This is a genomic window from Halorubrum vacuolatum (assembly GCF_900188065.1).
Taxonomy (GTDB): Archaea; Halobacteriota; Halobacteria; order Halobacteriales; family Haloferacaceae; genus Halorubrum; species Halorubrum vacuolatum.
On record NZ_FZNQ01000008.1, the window covers coordinates 44,522 to 63,865 of the forward strand.

The 19,344-nt window shown below is 66.1% G+C and carries 23 protein-coding genes; 14 read left to right on the plus strand and 9 right to left on the minus strand.

Annotated features, from left to right (window positions below; all coding sequences use genetic code 11):
• The first annotated feature begins 18 nt into the window (after positions 1-18).
• Entirely contained in the window at positions 19-1,854 is a 1,836-nt protein-coding gene (menD, locus tag CHB65_RS08985; protein WP_089384728.1) for a 2-succinyl-5-enolpyruvyl-6-hydroxy-3-cyclohexene-1-carboxylic-acid synthase, read from the plus strand.
• 531 nt (positions 1,855-2,385) lie between these two features.
• Here the strand turns inward: menD and katG are convergent.
• Complete coding sequence (gene katG / locus CHB65_RS08990; protein ID WP_089384729.1) at positions 2,386-4,530, minus strand: catalase/peroxidase HPI; 2,145 nt, start codon at positions 4,528-4,530, stop codon at positions 2,386-2,388.
• A 280-nt stretch (positions 4,531-4,810) separates the two neighbouring features.
• Between katG and CHB65_RS08995 the strand changes: the two genes are divergently transcribed.
• From CHB65_RS08995 to CHB65_RS09020, 6 genes are all read left to right on the plus strand, one after another.
• The gene (locus CHB65_RS08995) at positions 4,811-5,704 is read left to right on the plus strand and encodes an NOP5/NOP56 family protein (protein WP_089384730.1); all 894 of its coding nucleotides are present in this window, start codon (positions 4,811-4,813) and stop codon (positions 5,702-5,704) included.
• Positions 5,705-5,715: 11 nt separating this feature from the next.
• Positions 5,716-6,360: a fibrillarin-like rRNA/tRNA 2'-O-methyltransferase gene (locus tag CHB65_RS09000; protein WP_089384731.1), complete on the plus strand. Its 645-nt coding sequence runs from the start codon at positions 5,716-5,718 to the stop codon at positions 6,358-6,360.
• Positions 6,361-6,514: 154 nt separating this feature from the next.
• Positions 6,515-7,594, plus strand: coding sequence for a glutamate--cysteine ligase (locus tag CHB65_RS09005; protein WP_089384732.1), 1,080 nt, complete (start codon positions 6,515-6,517; stop codon positions 7,592-7,594).
• Between the two features lie 93 nt (positions 7,595-7,687).
• Positions 7,688-8,302, plus strand: coding sequence for a winged helix-turn-helix domain-containing protein (locus CHB65_RS09010; RefSeq protein ID WP_089384733.1), 615 nt, complete (start codon positions 7,688-7,690; stop codon positions 8,300-8,302).
• 68 nt (positions 8,303-8,370) lie between these two features.
• Positions 8,371-8,865 carry a phosphopantetheine adenylyltransferase gene (locus tag CHB65_RS09015; protein ID WP_089384734.1) on the plus strand — a complete coding sequence of 165 codons (495 nt, stop codon included), beginning with the start codon at positions 8,371-8,373 and terminating at the stop codon, positions 8,863-8,865.
• Positions 8,862-9,317, plus strand: a complete 456-nt coding sequence (locus CHB65_RS09020; protein ID WP_089384735.1) for a hypothetical protein — start codon at positions 8,862-8,864, stop codon at positions 9,315-9,317. The genes CHB65_RS09015 and CHB65_RS09020 overlap by 4 nt, the downstream gene beginning before the upstream one ends.
• Positions 9,318-9,361: 44 nt before the next feature.
• Here the strand turns inward: CHB65_RS09020 and mce are convergent, their stop codons facing one another.
• The gene (gene mce / locus CHB65_RS09025) at positions 9,362-9,748 is read right to left on the minus strand and encodes a methylmalonyl-CoA epimerase (RefSeq protein WP_089384827.1); all 387 of its coding nucleotides are present in this window, start codon (positions 9,746-9,748) and stop codon (positions 9,362-9,364) included.
• Between the two features lie 228 nt (positions 9,749-9,976).
• On the opposite strand from mce, the gene CHB65_RS09030 reads away from it, so the two are divergent.
• Complete coding sequence (locus tag CHB65_RS09030; protein ID WP_089384736.1) at positions 9,977-10,291, plus strand: YbjQ family protein; 315 nt, start codon at positions 9,977-9,979, stop codon at positions 10,289-10,291.
• 24 nt (positions 10,292-10,315) lie between these two features.
• Here CHB65_RS09030 and CHB65_RS09035 read toward each other — a convergent pair whose 3' ends face one another.
• From CHB65_RS09035 to CHB65_RS09065, 7 genes are all read right to left on the minus strand, one after another.
• Positions 10,316-10,834 (minus strand): SHOCT domain-containing protein, encoded by a 519-nt coding sequence (locus tag CHB65_RS09035; RefSeq protein WP_245809947.1) that lies wholly within the window; start codon positions 10,832-10,834, stop codon positions 10,316-10,318.
• 63 nt (positions 10,835-10,897) lie between these two features.
• A complete protein-coding gene (locus tag CHB65_RS09040; RefSeq protein WP_089384737.1) occupies positions 10,898-11,500 on the minus strand; it encodes a CDP-alcohol phosphatidyltransferase family protein in 603 nt (200 codons plus the stop codon).
• Between the two features lie 134 nt (positions 11,501-11,634).
• A complete protein-coding gene (locus CHB65_RS09045; protein WP_089384738.1) occupies positions 11,635-12,261 on the minus strand; it encodes a YdbT family protein in 627 nt (208 codons plus the stop codon).
• Positions 12,262-12,367: 106 nt separating this feature from the next.
• Positions 12,368-12,889, minus strand: a complete 522-nt coding sequence (locus CHB65_RS09050) for an adenylate kinase family protein (RefSeq protein ID WP_089384739.1) — start codon at positions 12,887-12,889, stop codon at positions 12,368-12,370.
• A gap of 96 nt (positions 12,890-12,985) precedes the next feature.
• The gene (hisC, locus tag CHB65_RS09055) at positions 12,986-14,080 is read right to left on the minus strand and encodes a histidinol-phosphate transaminase (protein WP_089384740.1); all 1,095 of its coding nucleotides are present in this window, start codon (positions 14,078-14,080) and stop codon (positions 12,986-12,988) included.
• A 132-nt stretch (positions 14,081-14,212) separates the two neighbouring features.
• Positions 14,213-14,839 carry an orotate phosphoribosyltransferase gene (gene pyrE / locus CHB65_RS09060; protein ID WP_089384741.1) on the minus strand — a complete coding sequence of 209 codons (627 nt, stop codon included), beginning with the start codon at positions 14,837-14,839 and terminating at the stop codon, positions 14,213-14,215.
• A 67-nt stretch (positions 14,840-14,906) separates the two neighbouring features.
• Positions 14,907-16,355 (minus strand): PAS domain-containing sensor histidine kinase, encoded by a 1,449-nt coding sequence (locus CHB65_RS09065; RefSeq protein ID WP_143420384.1) that lies wholly within the window; start codon positions 16,353-16,355, stop codon positions 14,907-14,909.
• On the opposite strand from CHB65_RS09065, the gene CHB65_RS09070 reads away from it, so the two are divergent.
• The 6 genes from CHB65_RS09070 to CHB65_RS09095 all read left to right on the plus strand — a co-directional run bounded on the left by CHB65_RS09070 (position 16,330) and on the right by CHB65_RS09095 (position 19,313).
• Positions 16,330-16,908: a DUF7344 domain-containing protein gene (locus CHB65_RS09070; RefSeq protein WP_089384743.1), complete on the plus strand. Its 579-nt coding sequence runs from the start codon at positions 16,330-16,332 to the stop codon at positions 16,906-16,908. The genes CHB65_RS09065 and CHB65_RS09070 overlap by 26 nt on opposite strands.
• 290 nt (positions 16,909-17,198) lie before the next feature.
• A complete protein-coding gene (locus CHB65_RS09075; protein WP_089384744.1) occupies positions 17,199-17,549 on the plus strand; it encodes a hypothetical protein in 351 nt (116 codons plus the stop codon).
• Between the two features lie 149 nt (positions 17,550-17,698).
• Entirely contained in the window at positions 17,699-17,989 is a 291-nt protein-coding gene (locus tag CHB65_RS09080) for a hypothetical protein (protein ID WP_089384745.1), read from the plus strand.
• Complete coding sequence (locus tag CHB65_RS09085) at positions 17,986-18,507, plus strand: DUF3368 domain-containing protein (RefSeq protein WP_179213626.1); 522 nt, start codon at positions 17,986-17,988, stop codon at positions 18,505-18,507. The genes CHB65_RS09080 and CHB65_RS09085 overlap by 4 nt, the downstream gene beginning before the upstream one ends.
• Positions 18,508-18,600: 93 nt before the next feature.
• On the plus strand, positions 18,601-18,873 hold the full coding sequence (locus tag CHB65_RS09090; protein ID WP_089384746.1) for a hypothetical protein: 273 nt from the start codon (positions 18,601-18,603) through the stop codon (positions 18,871-18,873).
• Entirely contained in the window at positions 18,873-19,313 is a 441-nt protein-coding gene (locus CHB65_RS09095; RefSeq protein WP_089384747.1) for a type II toxin-antitoxin system VapC family toxin, read from the plus strand. Before CHB65_RS09090 ends, CHB65_RS09095 begins: the two co-directional genes overlap by 1 nt.
• Positions 19,314-19,344 lie beyond the last annotated feature (31 nt).

The window sequence follows — 19,344 nt, forward strand, 5'->3', positions numbered from 1 at the left end:
GACATCGAAGTGGCCGTAATGACCGCGCCCAACCGGAACACGCTGTGGGCGACCGCGATCATCGACGAGCTCGTCGCCGCGGGCGTCACGGCCGTCGTCATCTCCCCAGGAAGCCGCTCGACGCCGCTCACGATGGCCGCCGCGCGCGACGACGACCTCCACGTCTTTTCGGCGCTCGATGAGCGGTCCGGGGCGTTCTTCGCGCTCGGCCGCGCCAGACGAACCGGCCGGGTGACCCCGCTCATCTGTACCTCGGGAACCGCCGCCGCAAACTACCACCCCGCCGTCATGGAGGCCGACAACGCCCGCGTCCCGATGCTCGCGCTCACCGCCGACCGGCCCCCGGAGCTTCGCGACTCCGGGGCGAACCAGACGGCCGATCAGGAGAAGCTCTACGGCGACGCCGTCCGGCTTTATAAAGACCTCCCCGAGCCGGCCGCGAACGACCGGGCACTCCGGTCGGTTCGAACGACCGTCGCACGCGCGCTCGTCGCCGCCGAGGGTGTCGAGCCCGGGCCGGTCCACCTCAACGTCCCGTTTTCAAAGCCGCTGGAGCCGACCCCCGTCGAGGGCGACGTGCCGACGGATCTCGACCCCTTCGCGGCACACGGTCGCGACGGCGCGTATGTCGAGGCGGTTCGGGGGATGACGGAACCGGCCGGGGACGACATCCGGACGCTCGCGGGCGCGCTTTCAGCCGATCGGGGGCTGATCGTCGCCGGGCCGGCGGACCCTCCGGGGCTCGATCCGGAGGCCGTCGTCGCGCTCGCACACGCGACGGGCTATCCGATCCTCGCGGATCCGCTCTCGAACCTCCGGTACGGCGGGCACGTCCGCGTCGCGCCCGTGATCGGCGCGTACGACGCCTATCTCTCGGCGGCGGCCGCGAGTCACCCGTCATGGGCCGACCCCGAGGTCGTCCTCCGACTGGGCGCGTCACCGACCTCGAAACGGCTTCGGAAGTACCTCGCGGCGACGGGTGCGGACGAGTACGTCGTCGATCCGGCTGGTCGGTGGCGGGAGGCGGAGTTCGCGGCGACCGACCTCGTCGTGGTCGAGCCGAACCGCCTCTGCCAGCGGCTCGCAGGGGTTGTCAACCGCTCGGCCGATTCAGCGTGGCGCGAACGGTGGATCGAGGCCGACCGGGTCGCCCGGGCGGTGCATTCGGGCGACGATGTCGAACACCTCGATAGCGGGATGGCTCCCGACGGCGTCCACGAGGGCGACATCCTCCGTGTCGTCGTCGATGCGCTTCCCGACCCGGCGACGCTTTTCGTCTCCAATTCGATGCCCGTCCGCGACCTCGACCGGTTCGCGCCGCCGTCGACGACGAGCGTGACGGCGCTCGGGAACCGCGGCGTGAGCGGGATCGACGGCATCGTCTCCAGCGCGCTCGGTGCCGGCTCGGCGACGACGGACGACCTCACGCTCGTCCTCGGTGACCTCGCGCTCTATCACGATTCGAACGGGTTGCTCGCGATCGATCGGTGTGGCGTCGACGCCACGGTCGTCGTCATCAACAACGACGGCGGCGGGATCTTTCATAAGCTCCCGATCGAGTCGTTCGAACCGGCGTTCACGGCGCAGTTCAAGACGCCGCACGGGATCGAGTTCGAGCCGCTTGCGGACCTCCACGGGCTCACTTATGAGTGTGTGGACCTGCGGCCGATCGAGACGCGCGATCCCGCCGTAGAGAGGGTCGCAACCGCGTTTCGTGAGGCACAGGAGGCAGCCGGATCACGCCTGCTTGAGGTTCAAATCGACGCCCGAACGAGCCATCGTATCCGCGAGCGGCTCCGCGATGTCGTCGAGGAATCCGTACACGGCGCTGTGTTGACGGAGACCGAGCGCTGAGCGATCGGGGCAGCTCTGAGCTATTCACGGACGTGTCGGTATCTGAAACAGCCGATCGCTGAGCAGGGTGAATCGGGCGGTTGTTCGCTCGGGTTGTTTATAAGCGGCCATGAGTGGCCGGCTGGCTATTTATAAGTAGAAACGGTGATCGGGGGCATACGGTGGCACGACGAGCGAGGCTCGACCGCTGCCACACCCGCACCGCACCCGCACCGCATTCGCACCGCATTCGCACCGCACCCGCACCGCATTCGCACCGCATTCGCACCGCATTCGCACCGCAACCTCACACCTCCCCAGCCTCGGCAGGCGGGCGGCGAGCGGTTTCCGCTCGCTCGCCGCCCGCCGTGCCTCCCTCGCGCTCGGTTTCGCGCCCTCCGGGCGCTCACCGGAGCGCGCCGCCCGCCGTGGAGGTTTTATAAATGGCCCCGTCGCCAGCTCAGTGGGGGGGTATAACCGGACGATCGAGTTCGGGAGCGCACGCTGCGTCCCCTGAGCTAAATAAAAAGAAATCGAGCGGTGACGACCGGCCTACTTGAGGTCGAACCGGTCGAGCGTCATCACCTTGTGCCAGGTGTCGACGAAGTCCTCGACGAGTTGCTCCTCGCCGTCCTCGGCCGCGTAGACCTCCGCGAGCGCGCGGAGGCGGTGGTTCGAGCCGAAGACCAGATCGACGCGTGAGGCCTCATAGACCTCCTCGCCAGTCTCTCGGTCGACCACCGCGAAGTGAAGGTTCTCGTCGTCGACGGCCTCCCACTCGTAGCGCATGTCGAGGACGGTCTCGAAGAAGTCGTTCGAGAGCGTTCCCGGCTCGTCGGTGAAGACGCCGCGGCCGGAGTCGCCGTAGGTGACATCGAGCGTCCGCAGTCCGCCCACGAGCGCCGTCATTTCCGCCGGCGAGAGGTCGAGCAGGTCGGCTTTGTCGACCAGCAGCTCCTCTGGCGAGCGGTTCATCGGATCGACGCCCGTGTAGTAGTTCCGGAAGCCGTCGGCGTCCGGGCGCAGCGCCTGGAACGACTCGACGTCCGTCTGCTCCTGGCTGGCGTCGGTGCGACCCGGCTCGAAGGGAACCTCCACGTCGTAGCCGGCGTCCTCCGCCGCCTGCTCGACCGCCGCGTTGCCGCCGATGACGATCAGGTCGGCGAGCGAGACCCGAACGTCGTCCTCGCGGGACGCGTTGAACTCCTCGCGGATCGCAGAGAGCGTCTCGAGGGTGACATCGAGCTCCTCGGGCTCGTTGACCTCCCAGTCGCGGTGGGGTTTGAGCCGGATGCGAGCGCCGTTGACGCCGCCGCGTTTGTCGCTGTCGCGGTAGGTCGATGCGGCCGCCCACGCGGTCTTTGCGAGCTGGGTGACGGTGAGGTCGGATTCCAAGAGCATCGCCTTCAGCTCCGCGACCTCCTCGTCGCCGACGAGCTCGTGGTCCACCTCGGGGATGGGGTCCTGCCAGATCATCGGCTCGTCCGGGACTTCGGGGCCGACGAGCCGCTCCTGTGGGCCCATGTCGCGGTGGATGAGCTTGTACCACGCCTTCGCGAACGCCTGGCCGAACTCCATCGGGTTCTCCTGGAAGCGTTCGAGCACCTCGCGGTAGTCGGGGTCCCGCTTGAGCGCGACGTCCGTCGTCAACATCATCGGGGTGGCGCTCCCGTCGGGGTCGTGTGCGTGTTCCGCGGATCCTTCGAGTTCGCCGTCCTTCGGCCGCCACTGCCACGCGCCGCCGGGACCCTCGTGGACCTCCCACTCGTACTCAAGTAGGTTGTTCACGTAATCAAGGTCCCAGCTGGTCGGCGACTGGGTCCACGGGCCTTCGATCCCGCTCGTGATCGTGTCCGCGCCCTTCCCCTCGCCGTAGTCGCTCTCCCAGCCGAGCCCTTGCTGTTCGATCGGGGCCTTGCCGGGCTCCGCGCCGAGGTGGTCGTCGGAGGCCGCGCCGTGGACCTTGCCGAACGTATGCCCGCCCGCACACAGCGCGACGGTCTCCTCGTCGTTCATCGCCATGCGGTCGAACGACTGCCGGATGTATTTCGCCGATTCGAGCGGATCAGGCTCACCGCCTGGACCCTCCGGATTCACGTAAATAAGTCCCATGTGATCGGCGGCGAGATCGCCGATGAGGTTGCCCTCCTCGTCGTGGCGTTTGTCCGCCATCATCTCCTCCTCGGGACCCCAGTCGACGCCCGCGTCGGGCTCGAAGTCGTCCTCGCGGCCGCCGCCGAAGCCGAACGTCTCGAAGCCCATCGATTCCATCGCGACGTTCCCCGAGAGGACGAGGAGGTCAGCCCACGAGAGGTTGCGTCCGTACTTCTGTTTGACCGGCCAGAGGAGGCGTCGGGCCTTATCGAGGTTTGCGTTGTCCGGCCAGCTGTTCAGCGGGTCGAACCGCTGGGTGCCGCCGGCCGCGCCGCCGCGACCGTCGCCGGTCCGGTACGTCCCCGCGCTGTGCCACGCCATCCGGATGATAAGGGGGCCGTAATGGCCGTAGTCGGCGGGCCACCAGTCCTGGGAGGTCGTGAGCACGTCCTCGATGTCGGCTTTCACTTCGTCGAGGTCGAGCGACGCGAACGCCTCCGCGTAGTCGAAGTCCTCGTCGTACGGCCCGGTGTTTCGGGCGTTCTGATCGAGTGGTTCGAGCGACAGATCGTTCGGATTCCACTCCGGAGTTTCGTTGCTCATCGTCGGGTCTTCCCGCCGCTGCCACATAAAATTACCCAAATCGGAAGATCGATTTCCGATCTCAAAAGTAAGTATTAGAATTTACAAAAGGTGCTTTCCAATATTCTGTGAAAGTATACTCGGTAACGTCGCGGGGATCATCGACATCCCGCCCGCCGCTCCTGGCGAGCCTCCCGGCGACCCAGCACGTCCCGGATGCCGCGTCGCTGGGCATCCCTCGTACGGCGGCGCCGAGCCTCGGTCGGGAACGACTTTACCCGCCCGGCGAGAACGCCCGACAATGAGCGAGGACACCGACGCAACGAACGGCCCGGACGGCGGCTGGTTCGACGGCCTCGACCCCGAGGACGACGACGCAGCCGCCGCGATCATCGAGGGACGAGCGGAGACACCTCGGGGGTGGCCGACGCTGGCGGTCGATTCGGGATTCGCCGACGACACGGACGACTACTACGACCGACTCCGCGCGGCGGCGACGCGGGCCACACGGCGGACGGTCCGCGAGCGCGAACGGGCGGATGACCGACAGCTGATCCACGCGGTCAGGGCGATGGACGACTGTGAACGAACGGCGAACGAGGTCGCCGAGCGCGCGACCGAGTGGGCGGGGGCGATCTTCGACACGGCACCGACCGGGGTCGACGGGGCCCGCGATGTCGCCGCCCGTGAGCCGAACGAAGCCGCGGAGCGACGCGCAGTCTCGCTCGCGACCCGTGCGGTCGATCTCGCCGACGAGCGCGACGAGCTGTCGGCGTACATCGAACGGACCGCGCCCTCAGTCGCGCCAAATCTCTCGGCGATGGCCGGCCCGGAGCTCGCCGCCCGGCTCATCGCGCTTGCCGGCGGGCTGGAGCCGCTCGCGAAGAAGCCGTCCGGAACGGTCCAGGTTCTCGGGGCGGAGGACGCACTCTTCGCGCACCTCGCCGGTCGAGCCCCGTCGCCGAAACACGGCGTCATCTACACCCACGACTTCGTGCGAAACACACGGCCGGCGGATCGTGGCTCGGCCGCCCGCGCGTTCGCCGGAAAGCTCACCCTTGCCGCCCGGGTCGATCACTACTCGGGTGAGCTGCGCGCGGAGCTCCACGAGGACCTCAGGGAGCGGATCGCGACGATCCGGGCGCGTGCCGATTCGGAACGCGCTGACACGGAAGGGGTGAGCGCTGATGAGTGAGGTGAGCGCTGATGAGTGAGACGAGCGAGCGACTTCCCGCCGGCGTCGAACGTCGATCCATCGAGGGTCGCTCGCGGCTCGCGACGCGCGGGGAGCCGGTCTACGGTGAGCCCACCGCGGACGGCTGGCGGACGTGGGACCCGAACCGCTCGAAGCTCGGCGCGATGATCGAACTCGGCATGGATCACGGGCTCGTCGGCGACGAGACGGTCCTGTATCTCGGCGCGGCGGCCGGGACGACGGTCAGTCACGTCGCCGACTTCGCGGGGCCGACCTACGCCGTGGAGTTCGCGGCGCGGCCCGCACGCGACCTGCTTTCGGCGGCGGAGACGCGCGACCGACTGATCCCGCTGCTCAAGGACGCCCGTCGGCCGGAGACCTACGGCCACGTCGTCGAGGCGGACGTCGACGCCATCATTCAGGACGTTGCGACGCGGGGACAGGCAGCGGTCGCCGTCCGCAACGCGCGGTTTCTCGCGCCCGACGGCCGGCTCCTTTTGGCGGTGAAAGCGCGCAGCGAGGACGTCACCGACGCGCCGGCGGCCGTCTTCGAGCGGACGCTCGACCGCCTCCGTGACCGCTACGAGATACGCGAGACCGAACGACTCGATCCGTATCACGAGGACCACCTCGGCGTGATCGCGACGCTGCGGTAGTCGCCGGCTCGGTCGGGAAGCGCTCGATCGATATCGCCATCTCCGTGGGTGTCTTGGGTCGATATCCACATGTTCGGGTGGAAGTCGTGAGCCGATATCGACAGAGGCGGCCGGGTTCACACCTTATAAGAGCGCCGGGAGTGAATAGGGGATAATGGAATTCGGTTCACGGGACGCGTTCGACCGAATGGGTACCCTCGGGATCGAAGAGGAATTCTTCATCGTCGACGCCGAGGGCCGCCCGACGTCCGGAACCGACGACCTCGTCTACGCCAGCGAGCCGCCCGCGGAGATCCCGAACGGGTTCGACCACGAACTCTTTCAATGTACGATCGAAGCCCAAACGCCGCTGCTTGAGGGATACACCGAGGCGGAAGGGGCGCTCACGACCGTGCGGGAGGCGCTCGTCTCACACGCGGACGCACACGGCTATCGGATCGCGAGCGCCGGACTCCATCCCGACGCGACGTGGCGGGAACTCGATCACGCCCAGAAGCCGCGGTATCGATCACAGCTGGACCGGATCCGGTATCCGCAACACCGAAACACGACCGCCGGATTGCACGTCCACGTCGGGGTCGACGACGCGGACAAGGCCATCTGGATCGCGAACGAGCTCCGCTGGTACTGTCCCGTGTTGTTGGCGCTGTCGGCGAACTCGCCGTTCTGGAACGGGTTCGACACCGGCCTCTCGTCGGCCCGCGCGAAGATCTTCGAGAACCTCCCGAATACGGGGGTCCCCTCGGCGTTCGAGGATTTCGAGGCGTTCGAGCGCTACGAGCGCCGGATGGTCGAACACGGCTCCATCGAGGACCGCGGCGAGCTCTGGTTCGACGTCCGACCCCATACCGGCCACGGGACCGTCGAGGTTCGCGCGCCCGACGCCCAACGCGACCCGGAGCTGACGCTTGCGTTCGCCGAGTGCGTCCATGCGCTCGTCGTCGACCTCGCGGAGCGATATCAGGACGGCGAGCCGGCGACGCGGATGCGGCGTGAGCTCCTCGATGAAAACAAGTGGCGCGCGATCCGCCACGGCCACGGGGCGTCCTTCATCACCCGAGACGGCAAGGAAACCGTTTCCCTGGCGACGGCCGTCGACCGGCTGTGTGATCGCCTCGGCGTCTCCGGGCTCCGAGGGGTCCTCGACCGTGAAAGCGGGGCGGAGCGACAGCGACGGATCCACGCCGATGAGGGTCCGGAGGCGCTCCGTGCGGACCTGATCGTTCGGCCGTGACGGCACAACGGCGGTTCGACGGCGACCCGTCACTTTCGTCGCCGGCAAAGCGACGGGAAACGCTTTTCCGCGCGCGGGGATGACCCCTCTGATATGACCACGGACGAAGCGGACGAGGAGGGCTCCCGAACGGAGCGGACACGGGAGGAGCTTCGTCGGACACGCGAGCGGATCGGTGAGGGCGCCGACCGGGCCGTCAGGGGCTTCGACGACAACGTCGTCGATCTGCTCTCGTGGCTGCTCGATACGGAGACACGCGCCCGGATCTACGTCTTCCTCCGGGAGCATCCGGATAGCACGAGCGGGGAGGTCGCCGACGGGACCGGGCTCTATCCGAGCACCGTCCGTGAGGCGCTCGCGGAGCTGCACGACGAGGGCAAAGTCACCCGCAGAAAGCGCGAGTCCAGCGGGGCCGGCAACAACCCCTACGAGTACGAGGCGATCGCACCGAGCGAGCTCGTCCAGGGGGTCGTCGGTGACGTCCAGCGTGAGCTCAACGCCGTGTTCAACCTCGATCGGCGTCTCGGCGGCGAGTCGCGTGACGGCGACCGGGATCCGGTCCGCATCTCGGTCGACGGCGCTGGGGACGACGGCGAGCACGAGGACGGTGTCGAGGGCAACGACGAGCCTGCGGGTGGCGTCGAGGACGGTGAGGACCGTGAGGGTGGCGTCGACGCCGACGGCGACGGCGGGGACCGACCGGCCTGATCGCCGTTGGCTCGACCCGGCCGTCGCGCTTCGGGACGTTTTAAGGTTCGGCCACGCGACTGACGGGCATGAACGTCGCGCTCGGTGGCACGTTCGATCCGATCCACGACGGCCACCGGAGGCTCTTCGACCGCGCGTTCGAACTCGGCGACGTCACCATCGGGCTCACATCCGATGACCTTGCCCCCCGGACGCGCCACGTCGAACGATACGTCCGCTCGTATGAGGATCGCAGACGGGACCTCGAAGCCGAGCTCGAGCGGTTTGCGGAAACATACGGCCGTGAGTTTACCGTCCGGGAGCTGACCGAGCCGACCGGCATCGCCGTCGAGCCGCAGTTCGACGCGCTCATCGTCTCCCCGGAGACCCGCGAGGGGGGTGAGCGGATCAACGAGATCCGCATCGAGCGCGGTCACGATCCGTTGGAGATCGTCGTCGTCGATCACGTGCCGGCCGCTGACGGCGATCGGATCTCCTCGACGCGGATCGTCAGCGGCGAGATAGACGAACACGGCAACCTCACGCCCGAACGGACGGGGCGAGGAGCGACGAACCCGAAATGACGGTTGATACGACGACCGCGCGGACGGATGGCGGGGAACGGACCGACGGTCGGCCCCGTCGCGCAGCGCTTCGTGCAAGCCTCCTCGGCGAGCATGGTTTCGAACGGGCGACGGTCTGGGGCGCCGTCGGCTTCGCGCTCGCGTTCGTCTCCTTCGACCTCCTGCCGGTATCCGACGGCGGCACGGCAGCGTGGCTCGCGGCCACCGCCGTCGCCGTCGGTGCGCTCGGGGCCGTCGCGATGGCGCGGATCGGGACCGGGGCGCTCCCGTGTACGCTATTTATGTATGGCCCCGCGGCCGCCGTCGGGCTCCGGACGGTTGAGCCGCGATATCTGGACGCGTTGCCGGCGGGTGCCGCCGTGGAGCCGCTGGCGGTCGCCGCGGCCGTGGCGCTCGCCATCGGGCCCGCGAGCTACGTCGTCGGGCGGGTGATCGCGCCCGCGGACGGCTAGGTTCCTTCGGGGGCCGAATGCGACCGACGCCCGTCGGATCGCGATCAGTGTTCGACGAATTCGAGGAGGACGCCGCCCGTCGAGGCGGGGTGTAAGAACGCAACGTCGTGACCCCATGCGCCCGCTCGAGGCTCCTCATCGACGAGGTCGATCCCGAGCGAGCGGGCTCGCGAGAGCGCCCCGTCGATGTCCGCGGTTTCGAGCGCGACGTGATGGATGCCGGGGCCGTGCCGGTCGAGATATCGGCCGATCGTTCCCTCCGCGACCGGCTCCAACAGCTCGAAATACCCGCCCCCCTCGAGCTTCAAAAAGACGATCCGCAGGTCCTCGAACCGCTCCTCGTGGACGACCGGTGCGTGGAGCAGGTCCTCGAACAGGACGCCTATCGTCCCGATGTCGCGGGTCGCGATCCCGACGTGATCAAAACGCATCCCCGTCTCATCGTGCATACCCGTCTCATCGTCGCGCTCGCTTTATATAGGTCCGCCCACCGACCGGGATGGCGGATAGTTGAGGACTTCGTCAGCACATCTCGTGTATCTCCCTTCGGGCGGAGCCTGTTTGGGTTATATCCAATCGATCGCGTCCATGGTGCCGGTTCGGTTTCTCCCCCGTTGAGGGGGTTGGTGATTTATATCCACTCGGCTAGAGATCCGCGTATGCAGCTCTCCAACACCGATTCCGTCGCCGGCCGGGAGGTCGTCGAGACGCTCGGCGTCGTCCGTGGCAACACCGTCCGCGCCCGCAACGTGGGTCGCGATATCACGCAGGGTCTCCGCAACCTCGCCGGCGGCGAGCTGAAGGGATACACCGAGTTGATGACCGACGCACGCGATGAAGCACAGGGCCGGATGGTACAGGAGGCGGAAGCGCTCGGGGCTGACGCCGTCGTCAACGTCCGATTCACCACGTCCTCGATCGCCGAGAGCGGCGCCGAGATCCTCGCGTACGGCACCGCAGTGCGGTTGCGGTGACCGCCGTCCAGGGAGCGTCGTCGCTCACCGGCGCTCGGTCGCGTCGGTTTCTTCGGCGTCGAGGACGGTATCGTCCGGCGTGTCGGCGCTCCGTTGTTCCACGTCGCCGTCGCGATCCGCTCCTCCGCCGTCATCCGCCGCTTCACGGCCTCCGTCACGGTCGGTCCCGCCCGCGTCCCTCGTCGTGGTCGCCGTCGCGCGCCGCCGCGCCACGTGATCGGTCGCATCCGCCACCGTCTCGGTCTCCAGTACGTCCTCGAGCCGCTTCTCGAACTCGTCGTAGTCGATCTCCCCGGCGGCATACCGGGCACGGACCTCGTCCAACGCGTCGGCGCGTCGATCCGACGCCTCCGCGAGCACCGGATTCTCCTCCTCGAAGAGCATCGCGGTGATCGGCACGACGACGATGTAGCCGAAAAGCAACGCGGCGAGCCACCAGTCGTACCCGAGGATCAGCGCGGGCAGCCACGTCCCCGTCACCAACAGCGCGGCGATACCGCTCGCGTTCCGTTTCGCCCGGTCGCGGACGGTGAGCTCCGACATACATCGCGGGTCACTCGCGGCGAACATAAACGCTCCCTCCGGTGCGGCCCGTATATCTCCTCGCTAGAGGTCCGCCCACGCGCCCCGGAACCGCTGGAGTGCGGTGAGGTGGCCGACGACGGCGAGGAGCACGAGCAGCAGTTCGACCACGTTCAATCCGACGACGAGCGGGGCCGTCGTGATCGCGGCGAGGACGCCGACGACGCCCATCAGCGCGAGTCGGTCGGCACGGCCGAGGAGCCCGCCGTACTCACGCCCGATGCCGACCGCCTGGATCTGCGTGCCGAGATAGGAGGTCATGAGCACGCCGGTGACGGCGAGAAAGCCCAGCGCATACGCGCCGACGCCGGCGGTGAACCCGGCGATGATCACGATGTCGGCGTAGCGGTCAAGCACGTGATCGAGGAAGTCGCCGCCGTCGGAGGCGATCCCCTCTTCCCTCGCGAGCGCGCCGTCAACGAGGTCGAGCCAGCCGTTGAGCAGCACACAGATCGCGCCGAACAGGTAAAAAATCGGATCGGCGACCGCGAACGCCCCGGCGGCGACGACGGCGACACCGAAGGCGACGACGCTCACCTGATCGGGGGTGAGCCCGAGCCACTGTGCGGCGCTCACCCACGGGCCGAGCAGCCGATCGGCCACCGGACGAAACTGATCGAGGGTCATCCGTGTCCCACCTCGGCGCGCATTGTTATCCGTTCGGTCGCCCGGCGAGGATATAAACCGTCGGTCATCGCTCCGTGATAATTCGGGCTGGCCGTCCGATTCCACACGCTGACAACGGACGAATCGAGTGCCGCTCAGGAGGTGACGTTACGTCGGTGGACGCTGCCCCCTGCGGCTGCCATGTCGTCGACCTGCTCCGCGTCGGCGATCTGTTGTTGGATCACCCGATGGACCGCCTCGGGGTTCGGCACGTCCTTGACCCGGATGTTCTTCGCCGACCCGAGTCCTCGGACGAGAATGTCCCCCGTATCGAGGAACTTGTCCCACCGGTCCTGTCTGAACTTGGCGTCCTTGGCGCGGTTTATCGGGAGCGATTCGCTTCGCGTCGTCGACGGCGTGTCCCGGTATCGAATGAACTGCTCGTCGGTAGCGGCGTACTCGATATGGGTGTTTTTCATGTAGTAGTACTTGTATCCGATATACCCAACAGGGGCGAGGATCCCGATAAGCAGGAACGCGAGAAAGCCCCAAATAAAGCCCAACGCGGCTAACACGACAAACGCGGCGACGATTCCGGCACCGAACAGGATGACGAGCGTCTTGATTTTATGTAAGATCAGGCTCAACCAGGCCGTTCGAAGGTCCCGTTTTGCGACCCACTGGATCTCTTGATCCGGTGGAACTTGGTTCCGGAGCCCGTGTGATGGCTCCGCGTTTCGGATCTCGGCTTCTGCCTCTTGAATCTCCGCCTGTGAAACCATGGCGTGAGGCACTGGATGAAATGATATATTACTAACGTAAAATAGAACATATTTACTGGTTGAAATTTACTCCTGGCGGCCGTTCAAACTTACTCCCGGTGGCCGATCACAGATAGTCGGTGAAATCGACTTCGCCCGCGCTCGGGTCCCGACGTCCCTCGATGACGTCACGGATCCCGGCGGCGATCTCCTGGGGAGTCCGCTCGGTTCCGTCGATCTCATACACCCGGTCGAGGCCATGTTCGGCGACCGCCTCCGAGAGTATCACGTCGAGTGCCTCCGCCTCGGCGTTTTCGGCCACCTTCGTGGGGGGTGCACCACGTTCACGGAGCCGACGTTCGAGCGTCTCGGGCGCACAGCGCAACACGACGACCCGGTCGACGGCGAACCGGTGTGCGAGATGTGAATCCAGCACCCCGGACCAGTCGCCGAGTCGGTCCGCGATCGCCTCCAGATCCGCGACGAGGCTCCCCCGCTGAGGATCTCGCTCCGTCCAGAGATCCTCGTCGTCCTGTATAAGGTCGTTGAGGTGGATCACGTCGTACTCGTCGGCGAGCAACGCCGTCGCCGTCGATTTTCCCGTCCCCGGGGTACCGGTCACCGCGATCCGGTCACCGCTCTCGCTCATCCGTCCACCCCGCGATCCCCACCCTCCTCGCTGTCCGCACCCGTGTGTCCATTCCGTGTTGGACACCGCTCCCGACTCTGGACCCGACCCCGCCGCTTACGCATGTGCGCCGAGTTTGAGGTCCGCGAACACCTCGTTGAGCGTCTCGACCGCCTGACGGGTTTCGTCGCGGGTCCCCGTCGAGATCCGGACACAGCCGGGGAGCCCGAAGGAGGTACAGTCACGGATGATCACCCCTTCCGGCTGGGCCGCCTCGGTGACGGCCGTCGCGTCGCCGACCCTCGCGAGCACGAAGTTCCCGGCGGATTCGAACGTCGGCGCGTCGAGCTCGGCGGTAATATACCCACGTGCCCAGCGGGCGGTCTCGACGGAGCGTTCGACGTGTTCGGTGTCGTCCAACGCCGCAAGGGCCGCACGACAGGCCAGCTCGCTCGCGGCGAAGGGTGTGTTCACCCGCGCGTACGCGTCACCCCACGCCTCCGGGACCACCGCGTAGCCGATCCGAAGTCCCGCAAGCCCGTAGGCCTTCGAGAACGTTCTGAGGACGGCCACGTTGTCGCGTTCCGCAAGCAACGACACCGCGCTCTCGCCGTCGGCGAACTCGCCGTACGCCTCGTCGACGACGACGAGCGTCTCCGGGTCGACGGCCTCCGTAAGCGCACGCACCTCCGCAAGCGACATCACCGAACCGGATGGATTGTGTGGGGAAGTAACGTAGATCATCCGCTCGCCGTCATAGGATTCGAGCACGCCGTCGGCCGTCTGTGCGAAACCGTCCGCACGCGTGAGCGGATACGTGTTCACCTCGCCGTGGTGATATCGGGCGGACATCGCGTAGTACGCGAAGCCCGGATCGGAGACGAGTATCCGGTCTCCGGGATCCAGCATCGCCCGTGAGAGGTAATCGATGGATCCGTCCGCGCCCGGCGAGACCCAGACCTGCGCCGTCGATACGTCCCACTTCTCCGCGAGTCGGGCGATGAGATCCGTGTGTGCGGCCTTCGGATAGACGTGGATCCCCTCGGCGTGCGCCCGGATCGCTTCGATGGCGTCCGGACTCGCGCCATGGGGGTTCTCGTTCGAGGAGAGTTTGATCAGGTTGCCGGGGTCGATTCCGAGGTCACGAGCGACCTCCTCGACGCCCCGTCCCGGCACGTACGGCGAATGCGAGGACAGATCCCGTGGTTCCATACCTCCTTTCAGCCGGCACCGACCTTAAGGGTGGCCGATGCGGTTCGCGGACGACCAATCGCGACGGTACCACGGCCGCAATGATGCCGCCGCCGGCGGGAGTGCTGTCGGAAACGTGCTGGAGGATACGCCTCACTCCTCGCGGTCGGCGAGCAGCTCCGAGGCGGTGAGCAGCGCCTCCAGCTCGATGTCGTGTTCGGCGAGCAGCTCGCGTGCACCCTCCTCGCGGTCGACGACGACGAACACGCGGTCGACGACGGCGCCGGCCTCGCGTAACGCCTCAACCGCGTCGACCGCGGAGCGCCCGGTCGTCGCGATGTCCTCCAAGACGATGACCGGCTCGCCCGCCTCAAGTCGTCCCTCGATCCGGTTGCCCGTACCGTACTCCTTCGTCCGTTTGCGCGCGATGACGTATCGTCGACCGAGCCGATCGGCGGTCACCGCGACGAGCGGGACCGCCCCGAGGGCGACGCCGGCGAGCGTCTCGTCGGTGTCGGCGAGCCGGGCGGCGAATGCGTCGGCGATGACGGCGAGCGCCTCCGGGTCCGTCTCGAAGAGATACTTGTCGACGTAGTACTCGCTCGTGCCGCCGTGGGACAGTTCGAACTCCCCGAACCGAACCGCGTCCGCCGCGCGCAGAGCGGAGACCAGTTCCGTCCGTGTCGGTCCGCCCGCCGTCCCGCCCCCATCCGCGAGCGCGTGACGTTCCCCGTTTCCGCTCGCCTTCGATGCCCTCGAAGTCGGCTCGGTGTCGTCCATACGGCATACGCTTCGTCGACCGAAATAAACGGGTCGGAACCGCGCTCCCGCCGGGCGCGCCCGGAGCTCAGTCGGCCGCGGGTATCCGCATGGTCACCGCGGTCCCCGTTCCGTCGATCCCGGGACCGAACGAGAGGTCGCCGCCGTACGCCCCGACGATCCACGAGACGAGCCAGAGCCCGATGCCGGAGTTGTGCTGGAGCTGGGTAATCTCGCCCTCCCCGGCCACCACCGTTCGGATCGAGTCGGGAATCCCGGGGCCGTCGTCGGCGACGACGAGCGAGACCTCCCCGGATCCGTCATCCTGTCCGTCGACGGTCGCCTCAACGAGAACCCGTGGCGTCTCGCCGCCGTGTTCGATCGCGTTCTCGACGAGCTCTTCGATCGCGGTTTCGAGGTCCTCGTCCGCGTGGGCAGTCGCCGATGCGGGCACGTCGACGTCGATCCTCGCCGTCGGATAGCGATCCCGAAGGTCCGCGGCGACGCGCTCCGCCATCGGCTTGAGCGGGACGGGTCCGAGTTCGATGGCGGCCCCTCCGTCGATGTACTGTTTAAGTTCGGCCGCCCCCTCGGCGAGACCGGCGAGTTCGCGGCCCGTCTGTTCGATACGTCTCGCGTACTCGACGGCCACGTCGTCCTCGGCGAGCCGAACGATCTCGCTCGCGTACCCGAAGACAACGTTCAACTCGTTTCGGAGGTTGTGTCTCAGGATCCGGTTCGTGACCTGGAGGTAGCGTTCGCGGTGTTTCTGCTCGGTGATATCCGTGTAGATGCCGAACGCACGCGTTTTCGACCCGGATTCGTAGGTGAACCCCCGAAACAGGAACTCCCGGGGACCGTCCACCGTCCGGCGACGGAACTGATCGGTGAGGACGCCGCCTTCCCGAACTCGTTCGTCGATCGATCGTCCATCCGCGTCCACATCGGTCCCATAATGAAGGTCGAGGTGACGTATCGAACGTCCCTCGATCGCGGTCGGGTCGTGACCGAACCGCTCCGCGAAGGCGTCGTTTATCGAGCGGACGACCGTGTCATCCTCCACGTATTCGACCTCGAGGATCGGGTCCGGGATCTGCTCGAAGAGCCGCAGGAACCGGTCTCGCTCGTGACCGAGTGCCGTGCGTGCCCGGACGAGTTCGGTCGTATCGTCGAGTGAACCGACCGTCTGTCCGGGCTGGGCGGGCAGCGGCGAGAGCCGCAGGACGCCACGGCGGGTGCTGCCATCGGTTCGATCAACCGCGAGGTCGACGGTCACCTCCCCGTCCTTATCGAGCGAATCGAGCGCCTCTCGGAGCGCTTCGGCAGCGTCCGGGGGAAGCACATCGACGAGCGGTCGACCGACCAGCTCCTCCCGTGTCGTGTCGAGCCATGACGCGAGCGGCGTGGTCGCATACGACACCCGCTCGCCGTCGAGGACGCACACCATATCGTCGACGGTCTCGAGCACACGCTCGTAGATCCGGAGCCGATCCTGGCGGCCGACCCGATCCATCGCGGCGGCGGCGACACAATCCACCGGGCCCTCCGAGCCGACCGAGGACGTTTCGGAGGACGAACTGTTCGAGGTGCTCGCGAACCAGCGGCGTCGGTTCGCGGTTCACCTGCTGAAACGCGAGGAGGAATCGCTCTCCATCGGCGAGATGGCTGAACAGATCGCGGCGTGGGAGAACGGCGTGGACCGGGCACAGGTTACGGGCAACGACCGCAAGCGCGTCTACACGGCGCTTCAGCAGTCACACCTTCCGAAGATGGATCGGGTGGGCGTGATCCGATTCAACAAGAGCCGCGGCGTGGTTGAGCCGACCCCGGCGTTGGAGAACGTCGACCTCTATCTCGACGTCGTCGAGGGCAAGGAGATCCCGTGGAGCGAGTACTATCTCGGGCTTTCGGGCGTGTCGGCCGCGCTCGTGATCGCCGTCTGGCTGGGGACGTGGCCGTTCGTGCTGCTGCCGGAGATCGCTTGGACGCTGGCCGTCGTGGTCGCGTTCCTCTTCTCCGCGCTCGCACACAAGTACTACACCACGGAGATGAAGGTCGGACACCGCGAGAAGCCGCCGGAACTGCAGTGATCGTCGTGTTCCGACGGCCCTCCTCCCCACGGAGCGTCTGCGACGCCGAACCCTCCGTCCGGACGGATCCGATCGGTCACTCGGTGGCCCCCTCACGGTCAAAATCCCGGACGGCGCGGGGATCGATCGGCGTTTCAGGCACACCCTACCGCCGGTTCAATCGGTGTATAACTAGGGGTATGAAGCCCGAAAGATCGGATGAGAATCAACTCGCGGCAGTCACGGGTCGATGAAACGACGACACCTCATCCTCATGCTCGGCGGGGCGAGCTGCGGGAACTGGTGAAGGTGTGAATAACAACGCGGTGTACCTGTTCGATGGCATGTTCGGTATCTCCAATCTCCGGGGTGACGACGAAGGATTCACCCCTCAGATGGAATTCATTCCGGATGACGACCTCTCGGATGAGGCAATCGGGATCTATGCCCAGGCATCCGGAAGTATAGACGACCCCGAGGACCCCGATCTCACTGAGGCCAATACAGCTAGTGTAGGCGGACTTCCGGCGGGGAGCGCTAATTACAGCGCCAGCGTTGCGATCGATACGCGTCCTGTTGAGTGGGACGAGGATAACGATGAACCCGTAGACGAAATTGGTGGGACGATCAGAGTAACTACCGGCGAGAGTGAGTGGGCATAAAGGATCTTTAATCTCGCATAATTGGCTTTCTCACGTCATATTGATCCACCGATGAATCGGTCGTAAGGATCTGGCACTTCCACTGCTCACCAGCGTAAATCACTATCTGTTGGAAAACGCTTGTATACATCCTATACATAGTATACAGCATGGGAACCATCTCTACGCGTGTCCCCGAGGACCTCGAAGCCGAACTCGAGGCCTACCTCGATGCGGAGCGCCTCGATCGGAGCACGGCCGTCAGGAAGCTCCTCGCCGAAGGCCTCGAAACGTGGCGGCGCGAGCAGGCGCTCGAGCGATTCGCCGATGGCGAGTGCTCCCTGACCGCGGCCGCTGAACTCGCCGACTGCTCCGTCTGGGAGTTCGCCCGGTTGGTTGAGGAGGCCGACCGCGCGTGGGTTTCGGGATCACACCTCGAAGCCGACCTTGAGGACCTGTGATCCGCGTCTTCGACGCCACCCCGCTCATATACCTCGCGAAGGTCGACCGACTCGGGCTGATTGCGGATCTCGATGGGCGGAACCTAATCCCGGAGGCCGTGTACGACGAGGTCGTTACCGTGGGGATGCAGGGGGGGTACGAGGACGCACGCCGGATCGATCGTGCTGTTGAGGACGGCATCTTCGAGGTCGTGTCGGTCGAGCGCGACGATTCACGTGTCGCCGCTGGACTGGCTCGGCATCCTGGGTTGAGCGAAGCCGATGTCGACGTGCTGGTGTGCGCCGACGCGCGTGAGGCGGTGGCGATCCTGGACGAAGCGGCCGGATGCAGCGCCGCCGTGGTTGAGGGCATTGAAACCAGAGGAACGGCGTTCCCGATACTCATGGCCGTCAAGAAGGGTATCATCGAGACTGGGGTCGGACGGGAGGTCATAGATGAGATGATCGAGACAGGATGGTATCTCACGCCTGAACTATATACGAAAGTGGTTCGGAAACTGGAGTCACTCGGCGAGTGACTGGCACTGAAACCTCGGCACTATGTTCAAATTCATATAAAACCAGCCGAGAGCGGTAGAAACGTTTACTTAGTTAACGACGGAACTACATATATGGCGACGGCAGTCAAGGTCGATGAAGACGCGAAATCCCGCCTCGAGGAGCTACAGGCGGAGATCAGGCTCCGAACGGGTGAGAGCGTCACCCAACAGGAACTCCTGTCGCGACTCATTGACGAAGCATACGACTCCCGCAAGGAGGTGATCGATTCCTTCCGTAGTTCGACACTGCCGCTTTCGGAGGCCGAGAAGGAGGCAATGCGGCAGGGTCGGATCAGTTCCGGTGTCGAGACCGACGAGGACGACATCGACGACGTGCTGTACTGATGACCGTTCTCATCGATACTGGGGTGTTATACGCCGATTACGACACGGACGCAACACGGCACGAAGCGGCGAGCGAAGCGCTTGAGTCAGTTTATAAGGGAGAGCTCGGTGCGGCCTACATTACCGATTATATTTACGACGAGGTGGTGACTCTCACCCTCAAACGCACCGGATCGGTGGCCACGGCGACGCAGGCTGGGAAGCGGCTCCGCGGAGCGGATCCGTATCCAAGCACCTACGAACTACTGTACGTATCCGAGGGAGGATTCATCGAAACGGTTGAGACGTTCGAACGCTACGACGATCAGGGACTCAGTTTTACCGACGCGAGCACCGTCACGCTGTGTGAACGACACGACATCGACGGGGTGTTGAGCTTCGACGACGACTTCGACGGCGTTGTCGAGCGATTTGATCCGCACGTCGTGGCATCGGATTGACCTCCTCCCGCGCCTGAAGACGCGGGAATCC

Bases quoted from the DNA above. Each gene is read 5' to 3' on its own strand.
- menD (WP_089384728.1), top strand. From the start codon at position 19: ATGACCGCGCCCAACCGGAACACGCTGTGGGCGACCGCGATCATCGAC.
- katG (WP_089384729.1), bottom strand. From the start codon at position 4,530: ATGAGCAACGAAACTCCGGAGTGGAATCCGAACGATCTGTCGCTCGAA.
- CHB65_RS08995 (WP_089384730.1), top strand. From the start codon at position 4,811: ATGAGCGAGGACACCGACGCAACGAACGGCCCGGACGGCGGCTGGTTC.
- CHB65_RS09000 (WP_089384731.1), top strand. From the start codon at position 5,716: ATGAGTGAGACGAGCGAGCGACTTCCCGCCGGCGTCGAACGTCGATCC.
- CHB65_RS09005 (WP_089384732.1), top strand. From the start codon at position 6,515: ATGGAATTCGGTTCACGGGACGCGTTCGACCGAATGGGTACCCTCGGG.
- CHB65_RS09010 (WP_089384733.1), top strand. From the start codon at position 7,688: ATGACCACGGACGAAGCGGACGAGGAGGGCTCCCGAACGGAGCGGACA.
- CHB65_RS09015 (WP_089384734.1), top strand. From the start codon at position 8,371: ATGAACGTCGCGCTCGGTGGCACGTTCGATCCGATCCACGACGGCCAC.
- CHB65_RS09020 (WP_089384735.1), top strand. From the start codon at position 8,862: ATGACGGTTGATACGACGACCGCGCGGACGGATGGCGGGGAACGGACC.
- mce (WP_089384827.1), bottom strand. From the start codon at position 9,748: ATGCGTTTTGATCACGTCGGGATCGCGACCCGCGACATCGGGACGATA.
- CHB65_RS09030 (WP_089384736.1), top strand. From the start codon at position 9,977: ATGCAGCTCTCCAACACCGATTCCGTCGCCGGCCGGGAGGTCGTCGAG.
- CHB65_RS09035 (WP_245809947.1), bottom strand. From the start codon at position 10,834: ATGTCGGAGCTCACCGTCCGCGACCGGGCGAAACGGAACGCGAGCGGT.
- CHB65_RS09040 (WP_089384737.1), bottom strand. From the start codon at position 11,500: ATGACCCTCGATCAGTTTCGTCCGGTGGCCGATCGGCTGCTCGGCCCG.
- CHB65_RS09045 (WP_089384738.1), bottom strand. From the start codon at position 12,261: ATGGTTTCACAGGCGGAGATTCAAGAGGCAGAAGCCGAGATCCGAAAC.
- CHB65_RS09050 (WP_089384739.1), bottom strand. From the start codon at position 12,889: ATGAGCGAGAGCGGTGACCGGATCGCGGTGACCGGTACCCCGGGGACG.
- hisC (WP_089384740.1), bottom strand. From the start codon at position 14,080: ATGGAACCACGGGATCTGTCCTCGCATTCGCCGTACGTGCCGGGACGG.
- pyrE (WP_089384741.1), bottom strand. From the start codon at position 14,839: ATGGACGACACCGAGCCGACTTCGAGGGCATCGAAGGCGAGCGGAAAC.
- CHB65_RS09080 (WP_089384745.1), top strand. From the start codon at position 17,699: ATGGGAACCATCTCTACGCGTGTCCCCGAGGACCTCGAAGCCGAACTC.
- CHB65_RS09090 (WP_089384746.1), top strand. From the start codon at position 18,601: ATGGCGACGGCAGTCAAGGTCGATGAAGACGCGAAATCCCGCCTCGAG.
- CHB65_RS09095 (WP_089384747.1), top strand. From the start codon at position 18,873: ATGACCGTTCTCATCGATACTGGGGTGTTATACGCCGATTACGACACG.